The 23,181-nt window shown below is 47.0% G+C and carries 18 protein-coding genes; 9 read left to right on the plus strand and 9 right to left on the minus strand.

Features of this window, described 5'->3' with window-relative positions; all coding sequences use genetic code 11:
* The first annotated feature begins 6 nt into the window (after positions 1-6).
* From SFV55_RS18900 to SFV55_RS18930, 7 genes are all read left to right on the plus strand, one after another.
* Positions 7-1,656: an arylsulfatase gene (locus SFV55_RS18900; RefSeq protein ID WP_320031101.1), complete on the plus strand. Its 1,650-nt coding sequence runs from the start codon at positions 7-9 to the stop codon at positions 1,654-1,656.
* 80 nt (positions 1,657-1,736) lie between these two features.
* Entirely contained in the window at positions 1,737-2,402 is a 666-nt protein-coding gene (locus SFV55_RS18905) for a family 16 glycoside hydrolase (protein WP_320031102.1), read from the plus strand.
* Positions 2,403-2,629: 227 nt separating this feature from the next.
* The gene (locus SFV55_RS18910) at positions 2,630-5,179 is read left to right on the plus strand and encodes a TonB-dependent receptor (protein ID WP_320031103.1); all 2,550 of its coding nucleotides are present in this window, start codon (positions 2,630-2,632) and stop codon (positions 5,177-5,179) included.
* A gap of 324 nt (positions 5,180-5,503) precedes the next feature.
* A complete protein-coding gene (locus tag SFV55_RS18915) occupies positions 5,504-6,370 on the plus strand; it encodes a sulfite exporter TauE/SafE family protein (RefSeq protein WP_320031104.1) in 867 nt (288 codons plus the stop codon).
* 131 nt (positions 6,371-6,501) lie between these two features.
* Complete coding sequence (locus SFV55_RS18920; protein ID WP_320031105.1) at positions 6,502-9,366, plus strand: TonB-dependent receptor; 2,865 nt, start codon at positions 6,502-6,504, stop codon at positions 9,364-9,366.
* A gap of 29 nt (positions 9,367-9,395) precedes the next feature.
* Complete coding sequence (locus SFV55_RS18925; RefSeq protein ID WP_320031106.1) at positions 9,396-10,190, plus strand: DUF2490 domain-containing protein; 795 nt, start codon at positions 9,396-9,398, stop codon at positions 10,188-10,190.
* 68 nt (positions 10,191-10,258) lie between these two features.
* Positions 10,259-10,900 (plus strand): peroxiredoxin, encoded by a 642-nt coding sequence (locus SFV55_RS18930; protein WP_320031107.1) that lies wholly within the window; start codon positions 10,259-10,261, stop codon positions 10,898-10,900.
* A gap of 111 nt (positions 10,901-11,011) precedes the next feature.
* Here SFV55_RS18930 and SFV55_RS18935 read toward each other — a convergent pair whose 3' ends face one another.
* Together SFV55_RS18935 and SFV55_RS18940 are read right to left on the minus strand one after the other, a co-directional pair.
* On the minus strand, positions 11,012-12,247 hold the full coding sequence (locus SFV55_RS18935) for an energy transducer TonB (RefSeq protein ID WP_320031108.1): 1,236 nt from the start codon (positions 12,245-12,247) through the stop codon (positions 11,012-11,014).
* Positions 12,248-12,258: 11 nt separating this feature from the next.
* The gene (locus SFV55_RS18940; protein WP_320031109.1) at positions 12,259-12,846 is read right to left on the minus strand and encodes a sigma-70 family RNA polymerase sigma factor; all 588 of its coding nucleotides are present in this window, start codon (positions 12,844-12,846) and stop codon (positions 12,259-12,261) included.
* 166 nt (positions 12,847-13,012) lie between these two features.
* On the opposite strand from SFV55_RS18940, the gene SFV55_RS18945 reads away from it, so the two are divergent.
* Complete coding sequence (locus SFV55_RS18945; protein WP_320031110.1) at positions 13,013-13,945, plus strand: NAD-dependent epimerase/dehydratase family protein; 933 nt, start codon at positions 13,013-13,015, stop codon at positions 13,943-13,945.
* 31 nt (positions 13,946-13,976) lie between these two features.
* Complete coding sequence (locus SFV55_RS18950; RefSeq protein WP_320031111.1) at positions 13,977-15,605, plus strand: NADP-dependent glyceraldehyde-3-phosphate dehydrogenase; 1,629 nt, start codon at positions 13,977-13,979, stop codon at positions 15,603-15,605.
* A 397-nt stretch (positions 15,606-16,002) separates the two neighbouring features.
* On the opposite strand, the gene tnpA is transcribed toward SFV55_RS18950, so the two are convergent.
* From tnpA to mreC, 7 genes are all read right to left on the minus strand, one after another.
* Positions 16,003-16,443, minus strand: coding sequence for an IS200/IS605 family transposase (tnpA, locus tag SFV55_RS18955; RefSeq protein ID WP_320031112.1), 441 nt, complete (start codon positions 16,441-16,443; stop codon positions 16,003-16,005).
* A 278-nt stretch (positions 16,444-16,721) separates the two neighbouring features.
* Positions 16,722-17,990, minus strand: coding sequence for a DUF2851 family protein (locus tag SFV55_RS18960; RefSeq protein ID WP_320031113.1), 1,269 nt, complete (start codon positions 17,988-17,990; stop codon positions 16,722-16,724).
* 113 nt (positions 17,991-18,103) lie between these two features.
* On the minus strand, positions 18,104-18,613 hold the full coding sequence (gene folA, locus SFV55_RS18965; protein ID WP_320031114.1) for a type 3 dihydrofolate reductase: 510 nt from the start codon (positions 18,611-18,613) through the stop codon (positions 18,104-18,106).
* Positions 18,614-18,619: 6 nt separating this feature from the next.
* A complete protein-coding gene (locus SFV55_RS18970; RefSeq protein ID WP_320031115.1) occupies positions 18,620-19,804 on the minus strand; it encodes a CapA family protein in 1,185 nt (394 codons plus the stop codon).
* A 53-nt stretch (positions 19,805-19,857) separates the two neighbouring features.
* A complete protein-coding gene (mrdA, locus tag SFV55_RS18975) occupies positions 19,858-21,744 on the minus strand; it encodes a penicillin-binding protein 2 (protein WP_320031116.1) in 1,887 nt (628 codons plus the stop codon).
* 13 nt (positions 21,745-21,757) lie between these two features.
* Positions 21,758-22,279, minus strand: a complete 522-nt coding sequence (locus tag SFV55_RS18980) for a hypothetical protein (protein WP_320031117.1) — start codon at positions 22,277-22,279, stop codon at positions 21,758-21,760.
* Positions 22,269-23,120 carry a rod shape-determining protein MreC gene (mreC, locus tag SFV55_RS18985; RefSeq protein WP_320031118.1) on the minus strand — a complete coding sequence of 284 codons (852 nt, stop codon included), beginning with the start codon at positions 23,118-23,120 and terminating at the stop codon, positions 22,269-22,271. Before mreC ends, SFV55_RS18980 begins: the two co-directional genes overlap by 11 nt.
* Between the last annotated feature and the right edge of the window lie 61 nt (positions 23,121-23,181).

Here is a 23,181-nt window from a genome sequence, read left to right on the forward strand (position 1 = left end):
CAGACAATGACCACAAAATATAAAATTCAAGTGCTGCTGCTGGTGCTAGGTGCCGCCCTGCTCGGCACCTCACAGGCCCAAACTAAAAAGCCCAACATCATCCTCATTATGGTCGACGACATGGGCTATTCCGACCTAGGGGCTTATGGCTCAGAGATTCAAACGCCCAATATCGACAAACTGGCCTACGAAGGGCTGCGCTTGCGGGAGTTTTACAACAATTCCATTTGTGCGCCCACCCGGGCATCGCTCATTACTGGGCAATACCCGCACAAGGCTGGGGTCGGTTATTTTGACGTCAATTTGGGTATTCCTCCTTACCAGGGTTTTTTGAACAAAGAATCACTCACTTTTGGCGAAGTTCTGCGGCAAGCGGGTTACAGCACCTTGCTTTCGGGCAAGTGGCACGTAGGCAATGATAGTCTGCATTGGCCCAAACAGAGGGGCTTTGACCGTTTCTTTGGCGTCATCGGCGGTGGTTCCAACTATTTTGATGCCGAACCCATGCCACTCGGTCGACCCTACCCCGTGGTGATTTTGGAGGACAATCAACGCCAGAAGCCCAAGGCCAATTCCTATTATTTTACGGATGAAATCACCAATCACGCCGTACAATTCCTGGATGAGCAGAACAAGGTGGACAAACCCTTTTTCCTTTACCTCGCCTATACTGCGCCCCACTGGCCACTCCAGGCTTTACCTGAAGACATTGCCAAATACCGGGGCAAATACGACGCAGGTTGGGATGCCTTGCGCAAGGAGCGCCTGGCCAAACAGGTCAAACTCGGCATCATCACCCAGGCTCAGGCTGATGCCGCCGCTGCCCGCGATGTGGAAGTGCCCGATTGGGACAACCTGACTTTTGAGGAAAAACAATTGTGGAAAGCAAAAATGGAGGTATACGCTGCTATGTTGGATCGTGCTGATCAGGGGATTGGTAAAGTGTTGGCCAAGTTGAAAGAGTTGAAAAAAGACGACAACACCCTGGTCATTTTTATTTCTGACAACGGCGCTCCCGCCGAAGACATGGCGCATCGCGATAAAAACCAGGCTGGTCGCAACACCGGCCCAGTTGGCACCGCGGGCTCTTTTGAGTCCCAAGGCAAACCCTGGTCTTTTGTATCCAATACGCCTTTCCGTTCTTTCAAGTCCTTTGCCTATGAAGGTGGGATCAGTTCACCTTTTATCGCCTGGTTTCCCGGAAAGATCAAGGCAGGAAGTATTGCTAAGGGTACTGCTCACCTGATTGACCTGGCACCCACTTTTTATGATTTGGCGGGTACCAGCTATCCAGGCACGTATAATGGGGTCGCTACCAACCAACTGCCCGGCAAAAGTTTGAGCAACTTGTTGTTCAAAGGCGAAGAACTACAGCGCAGTGAGCCCATCTTTTGGGAACGCGCTGGCAATCGTGCCGTACGGAAAGGGAAGTGGAAATTGGTGTCCATTTATCCGAGTTACAGTTGGGAGTTGTACGATCTGGAAAAGGATCGTGGGGAAACCCAAAACGTGGCTCGCCTCAATCCTTTGGTGGTTGATGAATTGTCAAAATTGTATTTCCACTGGGCCAAACAAAATGGCGTAGTGGATTACGATAAAATCAAACCTGCTCAGCCCTTGTTGCCACCTACCCGCAGTACGGCGGGGACTAATTAGCCAAATTAAGTTGATTTTCGAGACGGCAGATAAAGCATCTGTCGTCTCCCTTTTTTGTCTTTTTTAAAAACACGTCAATCATGAAAAACATTCTGCTATTTTTCCTTTGTAGTCTTGTAGCGCTTACCGCCGGGTTTGCTCAAAAAAAACAGCAAATAAACTTGTTAGAGGCACATAAACAAGGAAAGCTCAGTGTCTTTCACCGTCAAATTAACCCCTTGGAAGAGGGCGATAAAAAGGGCGTGCGTGTATCTCAGGAGCGGGAAGAAGGTCTCGCTTGGTTAAAAGGAATTAAGTTCTCCGAAGGCACCATTGAGTTCGATGTTCGCGGCCAGGACGTTTTTCAACAGAGCTTTGTAGGCGTAGCCTTTCACGCCCAAAATGACTCTACCTACGATGCCATTTATTTCCGCCCCTTCAACTTTTACGCGAAGGATTCAGTGCGCTACATCCACGCGGTACAATACGTTGCCCATCCCAGCTACCCCTGGAAAAAATTGCGTGACGAGCGCAATGCCCAATTTGAAAAAGCCATTCCCAATGCGCCCAATCCCAATGAATGGTTTCATGCCAAAGTAGTGGTCAAAGGCAAATCCGTGCAGGTTTTTGTCAACGACCGTAAAGAAGCAGTTCTAACAGTTGAAAAGCTCAGCACGTTCAGCAAAGGGCAAATTGGTTTGTTTGTTGGCGATGGTTCGGGGGGCGATTTTGCCAATTTGGTTATCCACAAAAACTTCGCGCCATAGCTCGTACTGCTCTGATTTTCATTGCTGCGTGTAGATAAAATCAAGCCCCGATCCTAACTTGATTCACACAGGTTTCCCCTGCGTTCGCAATGAGTAATGGAGGGCATTTTTTAAAAAACAGATAAATTCTATTAATTTTATAGGATTTTAGAAATTTATTATTTTCCTTTGCATTTCAAAACCAAAACACCCGTGATTAACACATTTACACTTTAAATACAATGAGCATGAGCACGACAAAAACTTTGCGATTATTGATTCCCCTCTTACTTTGGGCCAATTTCATCTTAGCACAAGATCAGCTGACGGGCAATATTAAGGCCAAAGACGGCACGCCCTTAGTAGGCGCTACAGTGGTCATCAATGGCACCAACCTTTATACGGTAGCTGACCTCAACGGCGATTTTAAGCTGGAGGTCAAAAAAGAACTGCCTTTTGTAGTACGCATCAGTTCGGTAGGTTTTATTCCACAAGAACTTGAAGTGACGAGTTTGGCGACCAAATTGGAGATCAAATTGGTAGACGACAACAACCTGTCGGAAGTAGTGATCTCTTCACGTCGCCGGGATGAGACTGCGCAGGATGTGCCGATTCCAATTTCAGTTATCGGCGGTAAGCTAGTGGCCGACGCGGGCGCATTCAACGTGAACCGCCTCAAGGAGCTGGTGCCTACGGTGCAACTCTATACTTCCAATCCACGAAACACCACCTTGAACATACGCGGTTTGGGTTCTACCTTTGGCCTGACCAACGACGGGATTGACCCCGGGGTAGGGTTTTATGTAGACGGCGTTTATTACGCTCGTCCAGCCGCTACTACTCTTGACTTTATCGATATCGAACGCATTGAAGTACTGCGCGGCCCACAAGGTACCCTGTTTGGTAAAAACACCACCGCTGGTGCCTTCAACATCGTCACCAATGGGCCTAGCTTCAAACCTGGAGCCATTTTTGAAGTGAGCTATGGCAACTACGGTTACATCCAGGCTAAAACTTCAATTACCGGGCCAATTGGTAAAAAATTTGCGGGACGCCTCTCCTTCTCCGGTACCCAGCGCGATGGGTTGATTTACAATACCCGTACCGAAAAGTACATCAATGATATGAACAACCTGGGTTTGCGCGGACAACTGCTCTACAACGTAAGTGACAAGGTAAAAATCAATTTTACGGGGGATGTATCCAGCCAAAACCCGGATGGATTTGCTCAGGTTGTGGCTGGTGTAGTGACGACTAAGCGTGCCGCATACCGCCAGTTCAGACAAATCATTGCTGACCTTGACTATAAATTGCCTTCTGAAAATCCTTTTGACCGTGTTGTTGACCACGATTCGCCTTGGCGTTCTGGTAATGAACTGGGTGGGTTTTCGGTTAATTTAGATGCAAAAATTGGCAAAGGTACCCTGACTTCCACTTCGGCTTGGCGCTACTGGAACTGGGATCCTTCCAACGACCGCGACTTTACAGGTTTACCTGTCTTGTCTAAATCTGCTGCGACTTCCCGGCATACGCAGTTGACTCAGGAAATCCGGTATGCAGGTGACATTTCCTCCAAGTTGAGCGGCGTAATTGGGGCCTTTTACATTAGCCAAGACCTGAATACCGACCCCGTACATACCGAAGAGTCTGGCGCTGCTCAATGGCGTTTTTCACAAAGCTCGACCAGCGCACTATGGAAAACTCCCGGGCTCTTGGATGGTTATGGCATCAAGACCACCTCACGTTTGCAAACCGTAGGAGCGGCAGTATTTGGTCAATTGGATTGGGCCATTACCGAAAAACTGCACGTATTGCCTGGCCTACGCTTCAACTACGACACCAAAGATGTGGACTACGACCGCAAAACGTATGGCGGCTTGCAAACTACCGACGCCGCGCTGTTGGCCATTAAGCGTGGTGTATACAGTGATCAAGCTTTCAAAGCAAATGTAGAAGAAAACAACTTATCTGGTCAATTGACCCTGGCGTATAAACCTTCAAAGCGCTTCAACTCTTTCGCTACCTATTCCACCAGCTTCAAACCTGTGGGTGTGAACCTCGGTGGTTTGCCTACTGCGAATGGTGCCGTATTGATTGATCTGGCCCGCGTCAAGCCTGAGTACGTTACCCACTGGGAGATCGGCATCAAAACTTCGCCAACTGAAAACTCTACCTTGAATATCGTATACCACAACACCGATATCGATGATTACCAAACGAACGTACAAACTGCCGAAGTGGGTGTAAACCGTGGTTACCTGGCCAATGCTGAAAAAGTACGGGTAACAGGTTTAGAGATTGATGGCAACATCCGACTTAGCAAAGCATTTTACGTCTATGGTGCAGTAGCCTACACCGATGGCAAGTACGTTTCTTTCAAAAACGCTCCTGTACCACTTGAAGAAACGGGTGGTGCCAATGCCTTCAAGGACATTTCAGGGGGCCGCTTGCCGGGGATTTCCAAATGGGCAGGTTCATTGGGTGGCGAGTTGAACTTCGATGGTAAATTGATCAACGAAGAAGGGAAGTTTTTCCTGGCCATTGATTCTTATTACCGCTCCGAGTTTTCCTCCAGTCCTTCCCCTTCCCAATTCCTGAACATTGAGGGCTATACCCTGATCAATGGCCGGATAGGTTTCCGGGCCAATGATGGCTTATCTCTTTTTGTATGGGCTCGCAACCTGTTGAATAAGGATTATTTCGAGCAATTGTTGCCCGCCGCAGGAAATGCTGGTCACTACGCGGGCGTATTGGGTGATCCAAGAACCTATGGGGTGACTTTGCGCTATACCTTGTAATTGTTGAAAAAGTGAATAATCAAGGGATCAAAGGAATAAACCCCTTTGGTCCCTTGATTATTTTATGCGAAATCAATGGATGAATGCGCTGGTGTTGATTCAAAAAATGAGGGCTACTCCCCTATTTGCACAAGTAGCAATTTTTTTTATCTTTGAAAAAAAATTACGGCCTAACTTATTCTTTCTGAGTCATTAAAGGTTCAATTCAGTGGGGTTGAATATTTTTTCACCTTAAACCCTACTAAGTTGATGAAGTTTTTATAAATTTGCCCAGCCAAACCAATGCCTATGAACACAACCACGCTTTATACACAATCACAAAATATGCTCGAAAAACTTACACTAAAGCACATCTCTGTTGTCATTTTATCCTTGAAAATAGCCATGGCAGCCTGGCTGATTTGGGGAGTATGGCAACATGCCTCCGGAAAAGGGTTCGTCCAACTGGATTGGTCTTTCCTGGGATACATGTTAGCGGGGTTTGTTGCTCAATTGATTGATGGTGCGTTGGGCATGGCTTATGGGGTGAGCTGTACGACCTTGCTGCTCAACCTGGGAATTTCTCCAGCCATTGCAACTGCCAGTGTACACACTGCAGAAGTATTCACAACGGGGGCTTCCGGACTTTCTCACTTGTACTTGGGCAATGTTGACAAAAAATTGTTTCTACGCTTGATTTTGCCAGGAGTAATTGGGTCGATGGTAGGTGCCTACCTGATCTCTGAAGTCTTCGATGGCAAGGTTATCAAACCCTACATTGCTGCCTATTTGCTCATTTTGGGGCTGATCATTTTGATGAAAAGTTTCCGCAGCCGTAAACCCATTGAGAAGGTACGCTACGTATCGGCTCTGGGGCTGAGTGGTGGTTTTTTAGACGCCGTTGGAGGTGGAGGCTGGGGGCCTATTGTGACTTCCAACATTGTCAATCAAGGCAATGATCCTCGCGAAACGGTAGGGACAGTGAATACGGCTGAATTCTTCGTCGCTTTTTTCAGTACGGGTGTTTTCCTCTTCTTTGTAGGGGTAGACAGCTGGCAGGTAGTGGCAGGTTTAATTGCTGGCGGGTTATTAGCAGCACCATTTGGTGCCTGGCTGGTCAGCAAAATTAGTGCCAAGTCCTTGATGTTTATGGTAGGTTTGATCATTATTTTAACCCAGTCTTACACTTTGATTAACTGGTGGTTGAAATAAGTAGGTCAAAAAAAATTCGCTGCTGAGGTAGCGAATTTTTTTGAGAAAAAACCCTACTAAGTCGATGTAATATTTATATTTTTAATCAAATACTCGATTAGGTTTTGGCCTAAATCCAAACCAAACAACACATGAAGCAGGTATCTCTATTCATCATCTTTTTAGGGATTTTGATATCCCCATACTGGGCCAGCGCCCAGAACAACTTGGTAGAGATCAGTGGCCAAGTCAAAGACGGGACTAGCAGGGCTCCTTTGGCCAACGCCACCGTGTACATTCGTGAACATGATGCCGGAGCAGTGACGGACAGTACTGGAACTTTTGTGATCAAAAGTTACCTACGATTTCCTTTCACCCTGGAAATTACCTTTGTGGGCTACGAAAAACAGGTTTTTACCGTAGAGAACGAACGTGCAAAACTCCAATTCCAATTGCAACCCCTGGTGGTCATGTCGAATGAGATGGTCGTTACTGCCTCACGGGTGGAAGAGCGCCTGTTCAAATCGCCCGTAGCCATTGAAAAACTGGACATTCGGGCCATTCGGGAAACGCCCGCCGCATCCTATTACGATGCCTTGGAAAACGTAAAGGGGGTGCAACTCACTACTTCGAGCTTGACCTTTAAAGTGCCCAATACCCGGGGCTTCAACAACCCCAACAACTTCCGCTTCATGCAATTGGTGGACGGAGTGGATGTACAGGCCGCTACCCTCGGGGTGCCCCTTGGCAATACGATTGGCCCCTCAGAACTGGATATTGCTTCAGTTGAAATCACTCCTGGCTCGGCTTCGGCATTGTATGGGATCAACTCCATCAATGGCCTGGCCCATTTGCGCAGCAAAAATCCATTTTTAACCCAGGGCCTGAGTTTTTACCAGCGCGTTGGCGTGAATCATGTTGACAACATTGACCACGACGCTGCATTGATGACTGAAACCGCCTTGCGCTTTGCCAAGGTTTTAGATAAAAATGAAAAACTGGCCGTAAAGCTGAATGTCAGCTACTTCCAGGGCATTGACTGGGTTTCCTCAGCTGCCGTGGATCAAAATGCCAGCAATAAAGCCTCGGCCAATCCTGCTTTTCCAGAGCTGGGTACTGGCGAAACCAACCCCGCCTACGATGCCTGGAACCGCTACGGCGATGAGCGCAACAATAATGTAGCTGTAGCCGTCAACTACCTGGGCAAACGCCAAACTTTCAACGTGCGCCGTACTGGCTATTGGGAAAAAGACCTGACCGAACCCCAGGTAAGCAACCTGAAATTTTCGGGTGGCCTGTTTTATCGCCCCTTCAAAGATTGGGAGTTGAGCTACAACTACCGTTACGGAAGTATGGATGGCACCTTCCAGCGCGGCAACAAAATCAGGCTCAATAACGCGGTGGTGCAAAACCATTCGCTTGAACTCAAGAACAAGCGGCTGACTGCCCGGGTGTATTTCACCGATGAAAATACCGGAGAGTCTTATAACCTCAAACCTCTGGTGGACAATTTTGAATTGACGACCAAAACCAATAAAGATTGGAGTGCCTTGTATCAAACTACCTTACAAAGTGGCATTGACCAAGGTAAATCCCTGACGGAGGCTCACCTCGCGGCCCGTGCTCGTGCCGACCAAGGCCGCCCCGAACCAGGCACTCAGGCATTCCAGGACTTGAAAAACAAGATCATCAGCATCAACAACTGGGATCATGCTTCCTTGATCGCTGGCGCCCCTCTCACGGGTGGAGCAGCCCTGTGGCAACGCAGCCACTTGTACCACGGCGAACTGCAATACGATGCTTCGCACTGGCTTAAGGAAAAAGTAAACTTGCTGCTGGGTACGGATTTACGGGTTAATGAGGTGATTCCCGATGGTAACAACTTTGTTGATTTTAGCCGTCCGATTGAAGAGCGGGCGCTGCCAGGTGGCGACAAGGTGCGTTATTCCAAGTTGGGTGCTTTTGCCCAGGCTACCAAGTTGTTGTTTGAGGAAAAATTAAAACTGGTTGCCTCGATTCGGTATGACCACAACTACGATTTCCCCGGGCGTTGGAACCCACGGGTAGCCGCCGTTTTTTCTCCCAATGAAAAATGGAACTACCGCATCTCCTACCAGTCGGGCGTACGTTTCCCGGCTTTGTTTGAGGCCCTTTCTTACGTGAACAATGGCAACGTACGACGGGTAGGTGGTTTGGCCAAAGTGAATGAGGGCTTGGGCTTCCTGGAAAACTCCTACACCCTCAACTCGCTGGATCTTTTCACTGCAGCGGTCAACAAAGATGTAGCGGCAGGGAGTAACCGCAACGATGCCGGCCTCAAAAACCGCAACTTGCTGGTCGTTGCCAACTTGCCACAATTGGAGCCGGAAGCAGTACAGGCCTGGGATGCCGGGATAAAAAGTGTCTTGTTTGACAACAAAGTGGTACTCGACTGGGATTTTTACTACAATAGCTACCGCGGCTTTCTGGGGCAGGTAGAAGTCGCTGTGCCGTTGGATGGAAAAGTGAATACTGATGCCGCAGTGTTGAATATGTTGGATCGCAACAAACAGGTGCGCTACCGCGTATTTACCAATGCCACGAATACTTACTACAACTATGGTTCGGCATTGCGTTTGAGCTATAACTTTTACAAGAAGTATTCGCTCTCCGGCAACCTGAACTACAATGACCTACAGACCAAAAACAACAACGACATTTTCATCACCGGGTTTAACACCCCCACCTGGTCGGGCAATATCCAGTTTGGCAACCGGGAAGTGTTGCCCAATTTTGGCTTCAACCTGGTGTGGAAATGGCAGGATACTTTCCTGTGGCAAACACCTTTGGCGGAAGGGGTAGTTTCTTCTTTCTCTACCGTGGATGCACAAGTCTCGCTACAAGTGCCAAAATGGAATGCTTCCTTTAAATTGGGGGGCACCAACCTGGCGAACCAACGTTACATCCAGTATGCTGCCGGGCCAACCATTGGTGCCCTGTACTACCTGAGTGCGACCTGGGATATCTGGAAGAAATAAAACTAAGGGTTCGCCAAATCGTACAGGTTATGTCTAGATATACTCGAATCAAAAAACTACAATACCTGGTACTAAAAGTAGTGCTAGGCGCTTTGATGCTGACAGGTAGTCCATTGGAGATATTGGCCCAAAAGATCATTACGGAAGACGACCAAACCTGGTTGGGGGTATTCAACCAGTATCGTTTTTCAGATCGCTGGGGAGTATGGAATGATGTGCATTTTCGTTTAAAGAATGACTTTGTACAAAAACCGTCTCAATTTATCATTCGAGTTGGGCCGACTTATTACTTGACGGACGATGTGCGCTTGACAACGGCTTATAACTTCATCAATCATTTTCCAGACGAAGCCCACAAGAACATCTCGCAACCCGAGCATCGTTTGATGCAACAGGTGCAATGGTTTACCAAAATCAAACAATCGCGTTTGATGCAGTGGGTACGGCTGGAGGAACGTTGGCGGCAAAAGATCAAAAACGATGATGAACTGGCCGAAGGTTTCAATTTTAACTGGCGCATTCGATACAATTTTGCGCTTTTTGTGCCTTTAAGCAAAAAGGGCTTGGCGCCAGGAGGATTTCAATTTTTGGTCAATGATGAAATCATGGTCAACTTTGGCGAAAACATTGTATACAATTACTTTGATCAGAATCGATTGTTCATGGGTTTGGTGTATCAAACCAATAGCCATGCACACGTTCAACTGGGCTATATGAATGTATTTCAGCAACTTGCAGCAGGGAATCGATATCGGGAGCAACATGCAATTCGTTTATTTTATTTTCATAACTTTGATTTCAGGAAGTCGGAGGAGAAACATTAACTGTTTTGCTCAACCGACCTTCCCGGAAACATGTTCTTAATCCATACATATACCTAAAAACAGAGAATATGAGTCTGCGTCTCGGCGACATTGCGCCCAACTTCCAAGCCCAAACAACTGCGGGCGACATTGATTTTTACGAGTACCTGGGTAGTGGCTGGGGTATCCTTTTTTCACACCCTGCTGATTACACTCCGGTATGTACAACTGAGCTAGGCCGTACTGCTGCACTGAGTGACGAATTTGCGAAACGTAACACCAAAGTACTGGCCGTAAGTGTAGATCCGCTGGATAAACACAAAGGCTGGGTCAATGACATCAACGAAACCCAACATGTGGATGTACAATTCCCCATCATTGCGGATGAAAACCGCACTGTGGCCAATTTGTACGATATGATTCACCCGAATGCTTCGGAGACCTTCACTGTTCGTTCCTTATTCATCATCGGGCCGGACAAGAAGGTAAAACTGATGATTACGTACCCTGCATCTACGGGCCGTAATTTCAATGAAGTGCTCCGGGTATTGGATTCCCTGCAACTGACTGCCAATTACAGTGTAGCGACTCCTGCAGATTGGAAACATGGTGAAGATGTGATTGTGGTACCTGCGGTATCTACGGAAGCGGCGATCGAAAAATTCCCGAAAGGGGTGACCATTGTGAAGCCTTATCTGCGCTATACACCACAGCCGGATTTGGAAGACTAGAAACAAGTTTTTAATAATCGAGTATATTTTTCGGAGCGCTCTGTTGAAAAACAGGGCGCTACTTTCCCACGACTAAAGTCATGGGCTGTTTCCCACGAATAAATTCATGGGTTATTTAAACGCCACCTTGTAAATCACCCAGGTTCCGGGTTTTCCGTTCCGCCACTTTGGCCCATCCTCAATGAGCCGTTCGGCAATCTGATCACACCCAAATCCCAGGGGGCGCAGGATTCTGATTCGGGCAGGCTTACCATCTTTTTCAAACGTAAATTCCAGGGTGACATCTCCACTAATTGCGTTCAATTTAGCTTCAAAGGGCGTTTCGATGTTTTTCTGAATGTATTGTTCAAATTGTTCAAAACCACCTTCCGGGCTGGGGTAACCTACTCCTTCCCGGCGGTCGCTGGTCTCGAAGGATTTTTTTTGTGCTTTGGTTTTGCGCTGCAACACGACCTTTTCGTCGTTGTTGTCCAGGCGCAGTGACTGGGTTTCAAATTCAGGATCAATGACCTTCACTTGAGCAGGAGCAGCTGAAGGCAACTCAAAAGCGCCTTCCCGATTGGTTATAGCGAAGGTATTGGCATTGTGTTGTACGGGGATGCCCGCTGCGCGTTGCCCGCGTTCATCTACCACTATGCCGCCTACGGTAGGATTGACTTGCAAAGCATTCAAATCCCGCGCAGCAGGAGCAGGATTAATTTTTGCCTGGTCTTTGTCCGCAGCATTGCCTGCTGCACGAGAGCTTGCGGCATTACCCGGTGCATCCTCTCTACTGGGTTCAACTTTGGGCTTCTCCTCCGCGATTTCAGCATCCGCCAGGCCATTGGCGTCTTCTTTTATCACGCCATCATCTGCCAGTTCCTCAGTACTTAGGGTGCCAAGCGTAAAGTCTTCCTTGGCATTACGTTTTGAAGGCAATGCTTTATCTGCTTTTTCAATGCTTACGGCTACCTCTGGAGTGGAAGGCGTTGGTTGGGATTCTGCCTCAGCCTTCGATTCAATGCTGGGAACATCAACTACCAGGTCTGCTTTTGGAGTAGGGTTAAACAGCCATTTCCAGCCAAAAGTGAGGAGCAACAATACCGCAGCGGCAGCAGCAAGGCGGGGCAACCAAATCAAGATTGGCCCGGTATTGCGCTGATCGGTTTGGGTTCTTGCCGCAATTTTAGCATTGAGTTGTTTGAGTTGGTGCAAGTGATCGGCTTGAGGTTTTTGGCTAAAACCCTCCCAGGCATCGGCCAGGAATGGGTCTTCCTGTGCTGCTCGTTCCAAACGACTTTCGTCTCTGCCTCGGGTTTCCCCGCGCAGCCAGCGTCGTAAAAGATCGATCAATGCCTGGTTTTGCATATCATTTATTTTTAAGCCCCCCCGAGGGGTGCCTCTACGCAGTTTTTCAAATTCCGACGTCCGTTTTGGATATGGGATCGCACAATGTTCAAATCAACCTGCATGCCATCGGCAATATCCTTGTAACTGCGGTCTTCGAAGTAAAACAATCGAACGCAGTCCTTTTGTTGATCGGAGAGTTTTTCGATGCAGTTTTCCAATTTTTTCAGCATCATTTCCCGATCAGGAAGGTCTTCTGCATCAGGATGCAACAATTCGAGGGAATACATAAGGCCGGGGTCAAAACTTACGGTAAAATTTTGGCCGGCCTTGCGCAAGCGCATCAAACAATGATTTTTGGCCAAAACGTACAACCAGGGCCGAAACTGGCCGATGTCGTGTTTTTTGGCTTTTTGAACCAATTCTTCAAAAATATCCATAACGGCGTCTGCTGCCGTTTCTTCTTGCTTCAGATACTTCAAACAGACCCCATAAACCAGCTCTGTATAGCGACTGTATAAGGCACCCAGAAGTTGCAGGTCACCACTCTTCTGATAGTGGGACAGCAAGTTTTCGTCTGACGACGTTTCCGCTTTGGGTGTAAACAGGCGCAGTTTCAAATGGATCAAATTATCGTTGTACGGGTAAAAATAGGAAAAGGCGACGTGGAAATAGTGCTCAGTAAAAAAAAATCTTCCATTCTCTGGATTTCCGCCTGAAAACCCCGATCTTAAAACGCAAGCAAGAAGCATCAACTAAAGCTTATCCATACCAAAACCTGAAACTATGCAAACCATCCTCGGATCCGGAGGCGTCATTGGCAATGAACTGGCCAAAAGCCTCATGATTTACACCGATCAAATCCGCCTAGTCAGCCGTAATCCAAAAGCCATCAACCACAATGACGAATTGTTCGCAGCAGATTTACTCGATCCCAAAGCGGTACGAGCAGCACTAAAAGGGTCAACAATTGCTTATCTCACTGCGGGTTTGCCTTACTCAAGCAAAATCTGGCAGGAAAAGTGGCCCTTACTGATGCGCAATGTGATCGATGCCTGTAAGGAAAACAATTGCAAGCTTCTTTTCTTCAGCAATGTGTATGCTCTGGGTAAAGTTGAGGGTTGGATGTCGGAAGAAAGCCCCATGAACCCTTGCAGCAAAAAAGGAGAAGTGCGGGCAAAAGTGGAACAAATGCTGCTGGACGAGGCTCAAAATGGCAATATTCAGGCCATGATTGCCCGTGCAGCCGACTTTTATGGTCCTGGTGCTACTCTTGGCTTTGTAGACTATATGGTTTTTCAAAACCTGGCAAAAGGTAAAACCCCACAAATTTTGGTCAACGCCAATACCAAACATTCCTATACCTTTACACCCGATGCAGCCCGAGCTACTGCTGCCTTAGGCAACACCATGGATGCCTACAATCAGATCTGGAATTTACCAACGGATCCCAACGCACTGAGCGGAAAGGATTTTGTTGAACTTGCAGCCCAAGCCTTTGACGCAAAATTCAAATACACTGTTGTCCCCAAATGGATGACCCGCATCCTGGGTTTGTTCATCCCTGAAATGGGCGAAGCTGTAGAAATGCTCTACCAAAACCAATATGATTACCTGTTTGACAGCAGTAAATATGTCCGGCATTTTAAACATGCTGCGACTACCTACCGTCAAGGCATTCAAGAAACTGTAGCTTATTTGCAACAACCTAAGACTTAAAGCTATTTTACGTTGAATCAATACTCAAACAATGAACACCTTAGAGCACCAGATTTCCCAACTGTTCCCAGAAGAAAATGGCATTCCGGAGGAGAACCGACTAGGTACTCCTATTCACCAGCGCGAAATGTTGATCGATGGGCAGCTGATTCCCTGGACAGGCACGGTACAGGACGTGTATTCACCCGTACATGTACATACTCCTGATGGACTGAAGCGGCTCCTTATCGGTAGTTATCCATTGGCTGGCCAAGCGGAAGCCGATGCCGCACTCGAAGCTGCTGTACAGGCTTTCGACAATGGGCGGGGCGAGTGGCCCACCATGCCCATTGGTGAGCGGATCGAGTGTATGGAAAAATTCATCGGCCGAATGATCGAGCAAAAAGACTTGATCGTCAATCTGTTGATGTATGAAATCGGCAAATCCTTTGCCGATTCCACCAAGGAGTTTGACCGTACCGTGGAATACATCTACGATACCATCGACATGCTCAAAGAGCTCGACCGCAATTCTTCCCGCTTCCGCATCGAACAAGGTATTATTGGTCAGATTCGCCGCTCACCGCTGGGGGTGGTCCTTTGTATGGGGCCATTCAACTACCCCTTGAACGAGACCTACACCATGTTGATTCCTGCTCTGCTGATGGGGAATACCATTTTGTTCAAACCACCAAAACACGGTACCCTCTTGCATTACCCCATGTTGGAAGCCTTCCGCGACTGCTTTCCCAAAGGGGTGATGAATACCTTGTATGGCCGTGGAGGAACGGTGGTACCAGCCTTGATGCAATCAGGCAAAATCAACGTGCTGACCTTGATCGGTTCGAGCCGGGTCGCCAATGACCTGAAAAAAATGCACCCGAAAGTCAATCGCCTCCGGGCCGTGCTGGGTCTGGATGCCAAAAACGCGGCCATTATTCTGGAAGATGCGGACATTGATTTGGCGGTGCGGGAGTGTATTCTAGGATCTTTGTCCTTCAATGGTCAGCGTTGTACGGCCATTAAAATCATCCTGGTCCACCAGAACATTGCCGACAAATTCCTGGAGCGTTTTTCCGCAGCAGTGAACCAATTGCCCTTTGGAATGCCCTGGCAAAAAGGGGTTGCCATTACCCCCCTACCCGAGCCCAACAAACCAGCTTATCTGCTCGATTTGGTAGAGGATGCGAAGGCCCACGGTGCTCAGGTCATGAATGAAGGAGGAGCGACCATCCATGAATCCTTTTTCTACCCCGCAGTGGTTTATCCCGTCAATGACAAAATGAAAATTTACCGCGAAGAACAGTTTGGTCCGGTGGTACCCGTAGCTTCTTTCACCAATATGGAAGAACCCATCCAATACCTGATCGACTCACCTCACGGCCAGCAGGTCAGCATCTTTGGCAATGATCCCGATGAGATTGCCCACTTGGTGGATCAACTGGTGAACCTGGTAAGCCGAGTAAACATCAATGCGCAATGTCAGCGCGGGCCAGATACCTTCCCCTTCACCGGGCGCAAGGACTCTGCCGAGGGTACCCTTTCGGTGGAGGACGCCATGCGGGCTTTTTCCATCCGCACCATTGTTGCTACCAAGGAGACCGATAAGAACAAGGAGATTCTGAATGGTATCGTGGAGGGTCACAAGTCGCAGTTTTTGTCTACGAAGTTTATTTTTTAGGGGGGATAAGCACTCCATTTTTTTTGTAGGATAACACATGAATTCCCTCTAGCTAGTGAGGTATTTGGGAATATATGGCCCTAAAAACCTGACGAGTTGCTATTGAATTGCCTCCAGCTAATGAAGTTTTTTAAACAACCGATCTCAAATTCTAGACTCGAAGCACATGAATTGCCTCCAGCTTTAGCTGGTGGATAGGCAATGAACTCTAATTTTGGGCTTCAGCCCTATGCGTAAAATTGAGATTTGGGCTAAAGCCCATTCATGTTCTGGCAATTGTTCCACCAGCTAAAGCTGGAGGCAATTCAATCGCCAGGGCCAAAAGAACTGTTATTTAAAAAAACTTCATTAGCTGGAGGTAATTCTTACACTTTCCCAAATACAACCGCCCATTCCATTAGCTATCTTTGTATTTCACAAAACCGAATTTACTCATAAGTTCTTTATACTCCTCCTCAAAGGTTTTGTGCTTATGGTGCTCCTCTTGATTCTTGATGTAATCCCTTACTTTGTTCACAATTGACTCCGATACAGACAGGGCGAAATATTCGTCTTGCCAAGAAAAATGATGTTGGGTAAGGTTATTTTTGTTAATCCAAAAAGATGATTCCCCTTTTAATAGTTGGGCAATTTTTTCGATAGTCTGATTTGAACCTAAAGAAACTAGACAATGGCAATGTTCTTGATGGCCATTGACAAAGTCAACATGAATATTTTTGTCTTTTGCATTTTCGCAAATATGCTTCCAAACTTTTTTTCTTAACTCAGGAGTATCCAGAAAAGGAATTCTGTATTTGGTACTCCAGACATAGTGAATGTACACTTTTAAAAAAGCCATGTTCTCTAGTTTAAATGTTATAGAATTAGTTTCTATCAAAGATGTTTGTGGAAATGATGGTCATTATTCGCACGATTTTAGTCTCTAGATGCAACGCACATGAATTGCCTCCAGCTTTAGCTGGTGGGCAGTATGGCTCCCCCCAATTTGGGCTTTAGCCCAATTATTTAGATCCTCCAACAGGCTAAAGCCCAAATAGAAAGGAATCATCTTACCCACCAGCTAAAGCTGGAGGCAATTCATGTGCAACTCATCTGAAATTTGAGAGTAGTACCCAGCTATTTCAAAATCGCCGCCCCCACCGCACAATGCAAACACTGCCGCTGATCACAATACATCCGCTTCAAATGGATCAGCGCCTGGCTTTGTCCGGCATCTTCGGGTTCGAAGCCCAATTTTTTCCAGCCATCAATGATGTGGTTGGCCTCGGGGGGGAGTTCTTGTAAAAAGCGCAGGGCCTTGTCGCAATACTTGGAATCCTGAGTATACATTCCATAATAAAAGATTAGGGGAATGCAGGCATTGAGAATGAGTAACTCGATAAAGCTAGTACCCAGATGCTTCAATTTGCGCGCCGAAGGCTTATCAAAGGTGTAGTGCTCCAACCAATAACCATGCAGCGTTACCCTGAACAAATGTGCCAGCTCTTCGATATCCTGTGCTGCTAAAATTTTGCTAAACAAGTTGCTACCCTGGTACAAGAGCACTGCAAATTGCGCCAAACGCATCGTAGGGAAATTAGCCGGGCGCATGCGCAAAAACTTCCAGTTGCTGGCTGCTATGGGTTCCAGACCATACTTCTGGCGCAAAAAGCGGTATTCGTTTTGCAATTGCTGTGGGTATTTTTCCTCGAAATCCTGTTCCAACAAACCCGCTTGCCCAAAAAGTAAAGCTTCAATTTGCAACAAATTATCCCGATGGCGGCCAATGAGTTTGAGGGGCAAACTTCGGGCCAGCTGCTCACAAGGATCCAGATTGACGCTAAGACCAAAATTGCGCAGCAGCAGTTGGTAACATACTTCCTCCCAGTCCCCCTGATTGAATTCTAGAAAGCGTTGGACGATCTCGGTTTTGCCCTCCAAACGTTCGACCATTACCCGTTCCAGCCACAATTTAATACTTAGCGTTTTTACTTCCTGCCAATGATTTTGACAAGGAATCCACAAGTTGTTGTTGAGCATGCGGTAATAAGCACTACAAAGTTGCGGATCGAGCAATCGGCGCAACTCCAGGCAAGGAATACGCTCCCCATTGGGATCATAAATGACCTGGTCTTCGTCCAGCACCACATGCAGGATGACGTTGGCATAAGCGGGGTCTTTTTCGTGTTGGTGCAACAGCCAATCCGAGGCTTTCAGGTGTACCTCTACATTGCCCGCCCAATAGGTATCCTCAATCTGCAGGCGGGCATTGAGAAAATCGGGGCCAGCGTGGCGGTTGTGCTCACCAATGGCCAGGATGGTAAGGTTTTGACCCTGGGTAGTTTGTAAATGATTGGAATTAAAATGCTGGTAACGCCAGGCGTAATGGAGAAAATCTTCAGTCATGTTCTCAAGGTTAAAAGGTGAATAACCTGAGAATCATTGTTGTTAAGGGTGGATTGTGCACAAAAAGAGCACAGCTGTTTGCAAATTTAAAACTTATTTTTTAAAAAGCAAATTCATTCTTCAGTATTGGTCTCGATCCGGTTGTAGACTTTAAAAATGTAGTCCATTTCGTTTTTGGCATCGGCTTTATGAGCTTCTTTAAAAGTCAGTCGCCATTCCTTTGGTTCAATTTTTGGAAAAAAAACTTCTCCCTCCGGTTCCAAGTCAACTTCGGTGAGGTAAATTTTATCCCAATAGTCCTGGCTTTGTTCGTAAATCTGGCCTCCTCCAATGATAAAAGCCTCGGTCTCACCATTGTCATAAGCCAATTCAAGTGCTTCATCTACGGAATGAACCACCATACAATCGGTGGCCACAAAAAAGATGTCGCGGGTCACTATAATATTGGTCCGTTGGGGCAATGGGCGACCAATTGAATTAAAAGTATTGCGCCCCATGATCACGTGGTGATTCAGCGTAGTTTTTTTGAAGTATTTTAAATCGGCAGGCAAATACCAGGGAATTTGGTTGTGCATCCCGATGACGCGGTTTTTTGCGGCGGCAACAATGGCTGATACGATCACGGCAAATTATTTTTCGGTAGAAATCTCCTTGGCACTCACTTTGCGTTCTATTGCACCGTGTTGCGTCAGGTTTTTGCGAATCACATCCGCACTTTGTTTCATGGCAGCCCGGGTAGTTTCGGGCATGGGTTGCAGGGCTTGCATTTCTCCATTTTCAAAAGCAGACACCGGAACGGTCATGTAAACGGGTTTACCCGCAGCCGGGCGGTAAATATAGCGGTAAACCGGAATGTACTCCACTTTACTGATCACTGTTTGCTGATTGCTGACGGCTGATGGCTCATTACTGACCGCTGCCTCCTGACCGCTGCTTTTTTTCTCCAGTTCAATTTCCACCATCAACCCAATGTCTGTATAGGTTTTGGTTTGTGCAGAAATAAAGTTCCCCATGGAATATACCACCAGGCCATTGCGGGTTGTTCCGTTGGCTTCTTGCAGTGGATAGTTTTTGATGGGTTGTACCACGTGAGGGTGGGCACCAATTACCATGGTTGAACCCCAGGCCAACATTTTTTGGGCCAGAGCGCGTTGGCGTTCATTTTCAGTCAGTTGGTATTCATCGCCCCAGTGTACTACGGTAATAATGGCATCGGGTTTGTGGGCTTTGGCGGCATCAATATCCGCTTTGATGGCTTTTTCATCGATGAGGTTTACCACGCTGGGTTTGTGGTTGGGAATCCCGTTGGTGCCGTAGGTGTAATTCAGGAAAGCGAGTTTAAAATTGCCTTTGTACACAATCAAGGGGTACAAGGCAGCCCGATGCGAGGAATCAATGAAGGTACCCGTTTGGTAAAATCCATTTTTTTCGAGGGTTTTAATGGTGTTTTGTACCCCGATCAGCCCACCATCATTAGAATGGTTGTTGGCGGTAACCAACAAGTCAAAGCCTGCAGCCCGCAAGGCCAGGGGCAGTTCATCCGGGCTTTTGAAAGTTGGATAACCCGTATAAGGTGGTTTACCGGGCAAGGTCAGTTCCAGGTTGCCAATGGCCAGATCGGATTGTTCCAGTAGTGGCGCTATGAAGCGAAAACAAGGGGAATAATCATAAAGCTTATTGGGTTCGATGGCGGCAGATTCAATTTGGGGGCCATGCCCCATGATGTCGCCCACAAAAATCATTTTGAGCTTGTTTTGAGCAGAAAGTTGGCTCAGTACAAAAAGGAACACAAAAAACAGCAATACTTTTCTCATAAAAATGAATTGGCAGCAGAGCAAAATAAGTGGTCATTTTTTATCGCCCCTTGTCAAGGCTGGGTTGATTTACCCTTTTTCCCGGACACTTCCCGAATGATGTAATCTTTTTTCAAGACTTGTTTTTCCATTTCCCGGCGAGCTGGTGAACGAATTTCCCCTTTGAGGTATTTTTCAATCATCAAACTGGCCACAGGTGCTGCGACAGAGCCCCCAAAACCAGCATTTTCAGCATACACAGCAATGGCAATGCGAGGATTGTCTTTGGGCGCAAAACAGAAAAAGATCGAGTGGTCTTCACCAGAACTGTTCTCAGCCGTACCAGTTTTACCACAAATGGCAATATCAGGGATATAGGCCCGGCGAGCGGTACCGGCAATGGTAACCCGTTCCATTCCATCCACTACGGGTTCGAAGTGCCTACGTTCAATGCCAACTTCATGCTTAATGCGGAAAGTACTCCGGGTAGTTAGCGAGGAATCCCCAAAAGCCTTAAGAAAATGGGGCGTGTAATAATAACCCCGGTTGGCGATTGTTGCTGCAAGGTTGGCCAACTGGATATTGGTGCACAGCAGCTCGCCTTGTCCAATACCAAGGGATCGAATCCAAATCGATTTCCATTGGCCGTCGTTTTTGTACCATCGATCAAAAAAAGCTGAAGTAGGAAAGCCCCCTGCTTGTTCCCCCGGGAAATCAACCCCTAATTTTCGTCCGTAGCCAAACTTATCCAGGTAATAATTGATGGTATCTAGTCCTTTATCGGGATGGCGATAGCCATTCATATCAACAATGGTACGGAACAACGTCACGAAATAGGCATTGCAGGAATGTTGAATACCTGAACGCACATCACCACAATAGGCATGGCGGTGGCAACCCAAACGTACCCCGGGAGCAAAGTAGCCCCCTGCACAACTCACACCCCGATCCACGTTCCAAACCCCGATTTGCTGCCCAATGAGGGCCAAAATCGTTTTGTGGATAGAACCTGGAGGATACCGAGCCATTACCGCCCGGTTAAACAGGGGTTTATTAGGGTCATTCGCCAATTTTTTATACACATCGCCACGGGCGTTGTTGGTAATGGTGAGTTGGTTAGGGTCGTAGTTGGGGGTGGTTACCATGGCCAGAATTTCTCCGGTTTTGGGTTCAATGGCAACCAGGCCAGCCCGTTTGTTGCTGAGCAGGTGTTCGGCGTATTGCTGAAGATCCAGGTCTACCGTCGTTCTAAGGTCCAGCCCAGGGACTACCGGAATATCGTCTTTGCCATTGCGATAAGAACCCGCATAACGCCCCAATTTGTCACGCAGCACAAAAGCGACCCCCTTTTTTCCCCTCAGCTCATTCTCGTACGTTTTTTCCAGGCCACTTGCACCAATATAGTCACCCGGAGCATAAATATCCGATTGGGTTTCCACTTCGGTTTTGTCCACTTCCCGGATGTATCCCAGCAAGTGTGCAGCTACTGGGGCTGGATACTGGCGGGCGTTGCGCAAAACAATTTCAAAACCAGGGAATTCCGGTAAAGCTTCCTGGAAACGCGCAAAAGCCTCTGCGGAAATCTTACTTTTAAACACAAAAGGAACGGAGCGGGAAAAACGACCACTTGAGAAGTCTTTTTCCAGTGCCTTTTTGTACTCTTCGCGGGTCATGCCCACCAGCTTACAAAAACGCCCGACATTCATGTTTTTATCCATCGCATCCACGGTGACCATCAGGTCGTACATGGGATTGTTGACCACCAATAATTTTCCATTGCGGTCATAAATCAGGCCACGAGCTGGATAAATGGGAAAACGCGCTACCGCACCAGTGATCTTGTCAGCAGCTTTGAATTCGCCATTGATGACTTGCAAAAAAAATACCCTCGTCAACAGCAAAGCTGCTGCAATGATGAACACAACTTGAATAACCTGTTGACGGTTGCTGCCGATATCCATAGCCTATATTAAATTAGTCTAAGCCGTTTAGTATACCTGCTAAAATTAGTGTAAAAAATACGGAAACAATAAAACTTAGCAGGCTTTTAACTACAATGGACAGTAAAAAAACGTGTGAAAAAAATGCCATTGAATAATAAAAAGGCAAGTACAGCAATAACGAAAAGGCCACGTAACGTAGAAAGGGCCAAAACTTGAGCCGTGCCAGAGAGGGAGTCAAATTTTCATCCATGCCACGAGGCAATACCAGCTCCAGAATCGAGGGTCGCCAATACGCTAAAACGACGGCACTTATCGCGTGTACGCCCAGTGTGTTGTAAGAAGCATCGATCAGAAGCCCAGAAAAAAAAGCCAGGAGCATCACTCTATTGAGGTGCATGCCAAATGGAAGCAACAAAATAAACAAAGGATACACGAAAGCCTCGTAATGATAAGGCCCAATTGGCAAAAACTGTATCTGTTTTAGCACAACGATTTGGAGGATCCAAATGATGATGAATTTCAGCGAAATGAGCAATGTCGAGCTACCGTTCATTTTTGGCGCGTGCTTCTAGTTGATTGATTTCATCAGCATGTTCGTTCACTACAATTTGTGCGTAGCGGACGTTGGTCATATTGGTATACAGTTTGACCTGAATCAGATGGTTGCTGGACCCGGGTGGAATGCTGTGGTAAAAGACTTTGCCAATTGCCACTCCTGGAGGGTAGTAGGTAGAGAAGCCTGTCGTTTCAACCACATCATCCTTAGAACTGATTTTATTGTGTTTGGGAATATCAACCAGTTGCATAAAACGTGGATCTTTGCCATTCCAAACCAGAGAGCCATAAAAACCTTTGTCTTCCCCACGGATTTGAGCACTTACCCGCGAATCGGTATGCAAAACAGACATGACCACACAATAATGATCAGAAACATATCGGACAACTCCTAGGACTCCATTGGTGGTAATCACCCCCATATTTAGCCTTACCCCATGTCTGCTACCTCGATTGAGGGTGAGGTAGTTTTTGGATTTATCTACAGAGTTGTTAACTACTGTAGCCTCAATGTACCTGAAAATTTGGATGTGGTTACTGTCAATCACCCGTTGCAGGGTATCAGTAGTTACTTTGTTGTTGTATTGATCTTTGGCCAATTGCCCCCGCAGCACACTGATTTCGTGTTGCAGTTTTTCGTTTTCCCGCCGCAGGTTAAAATAACTCCGAATGGCATTGGCACCGCTTCCAAAAAAGCCGGTTATCCTTCCTGCTGAATTCCAAAAAATCCTACCCTGCGCTTCGTTGTTCTGCACAATCAGAAAAAGCGATACAGCCAACAGCGCCAAAAACAAGATTCGGGGGCTAACCCGATTGAGTATTTGCAGGAAAGTATTCATGTGGTGATTGAAGCTCTCGGATGAGGAATAAGGTCGCTTTAATGCATTAAAATGACCTTAT

The sequence above is a fragment of the Haliscomenobacter sp. genome (genome assembly GCF_033763495.1).
Taxonomy (GTDB): domain Bacteria; phylum Bacteroidota; class Bacteroidia; order Chitinophagales; family Saprospiraceae; genus Haliscomenobacter.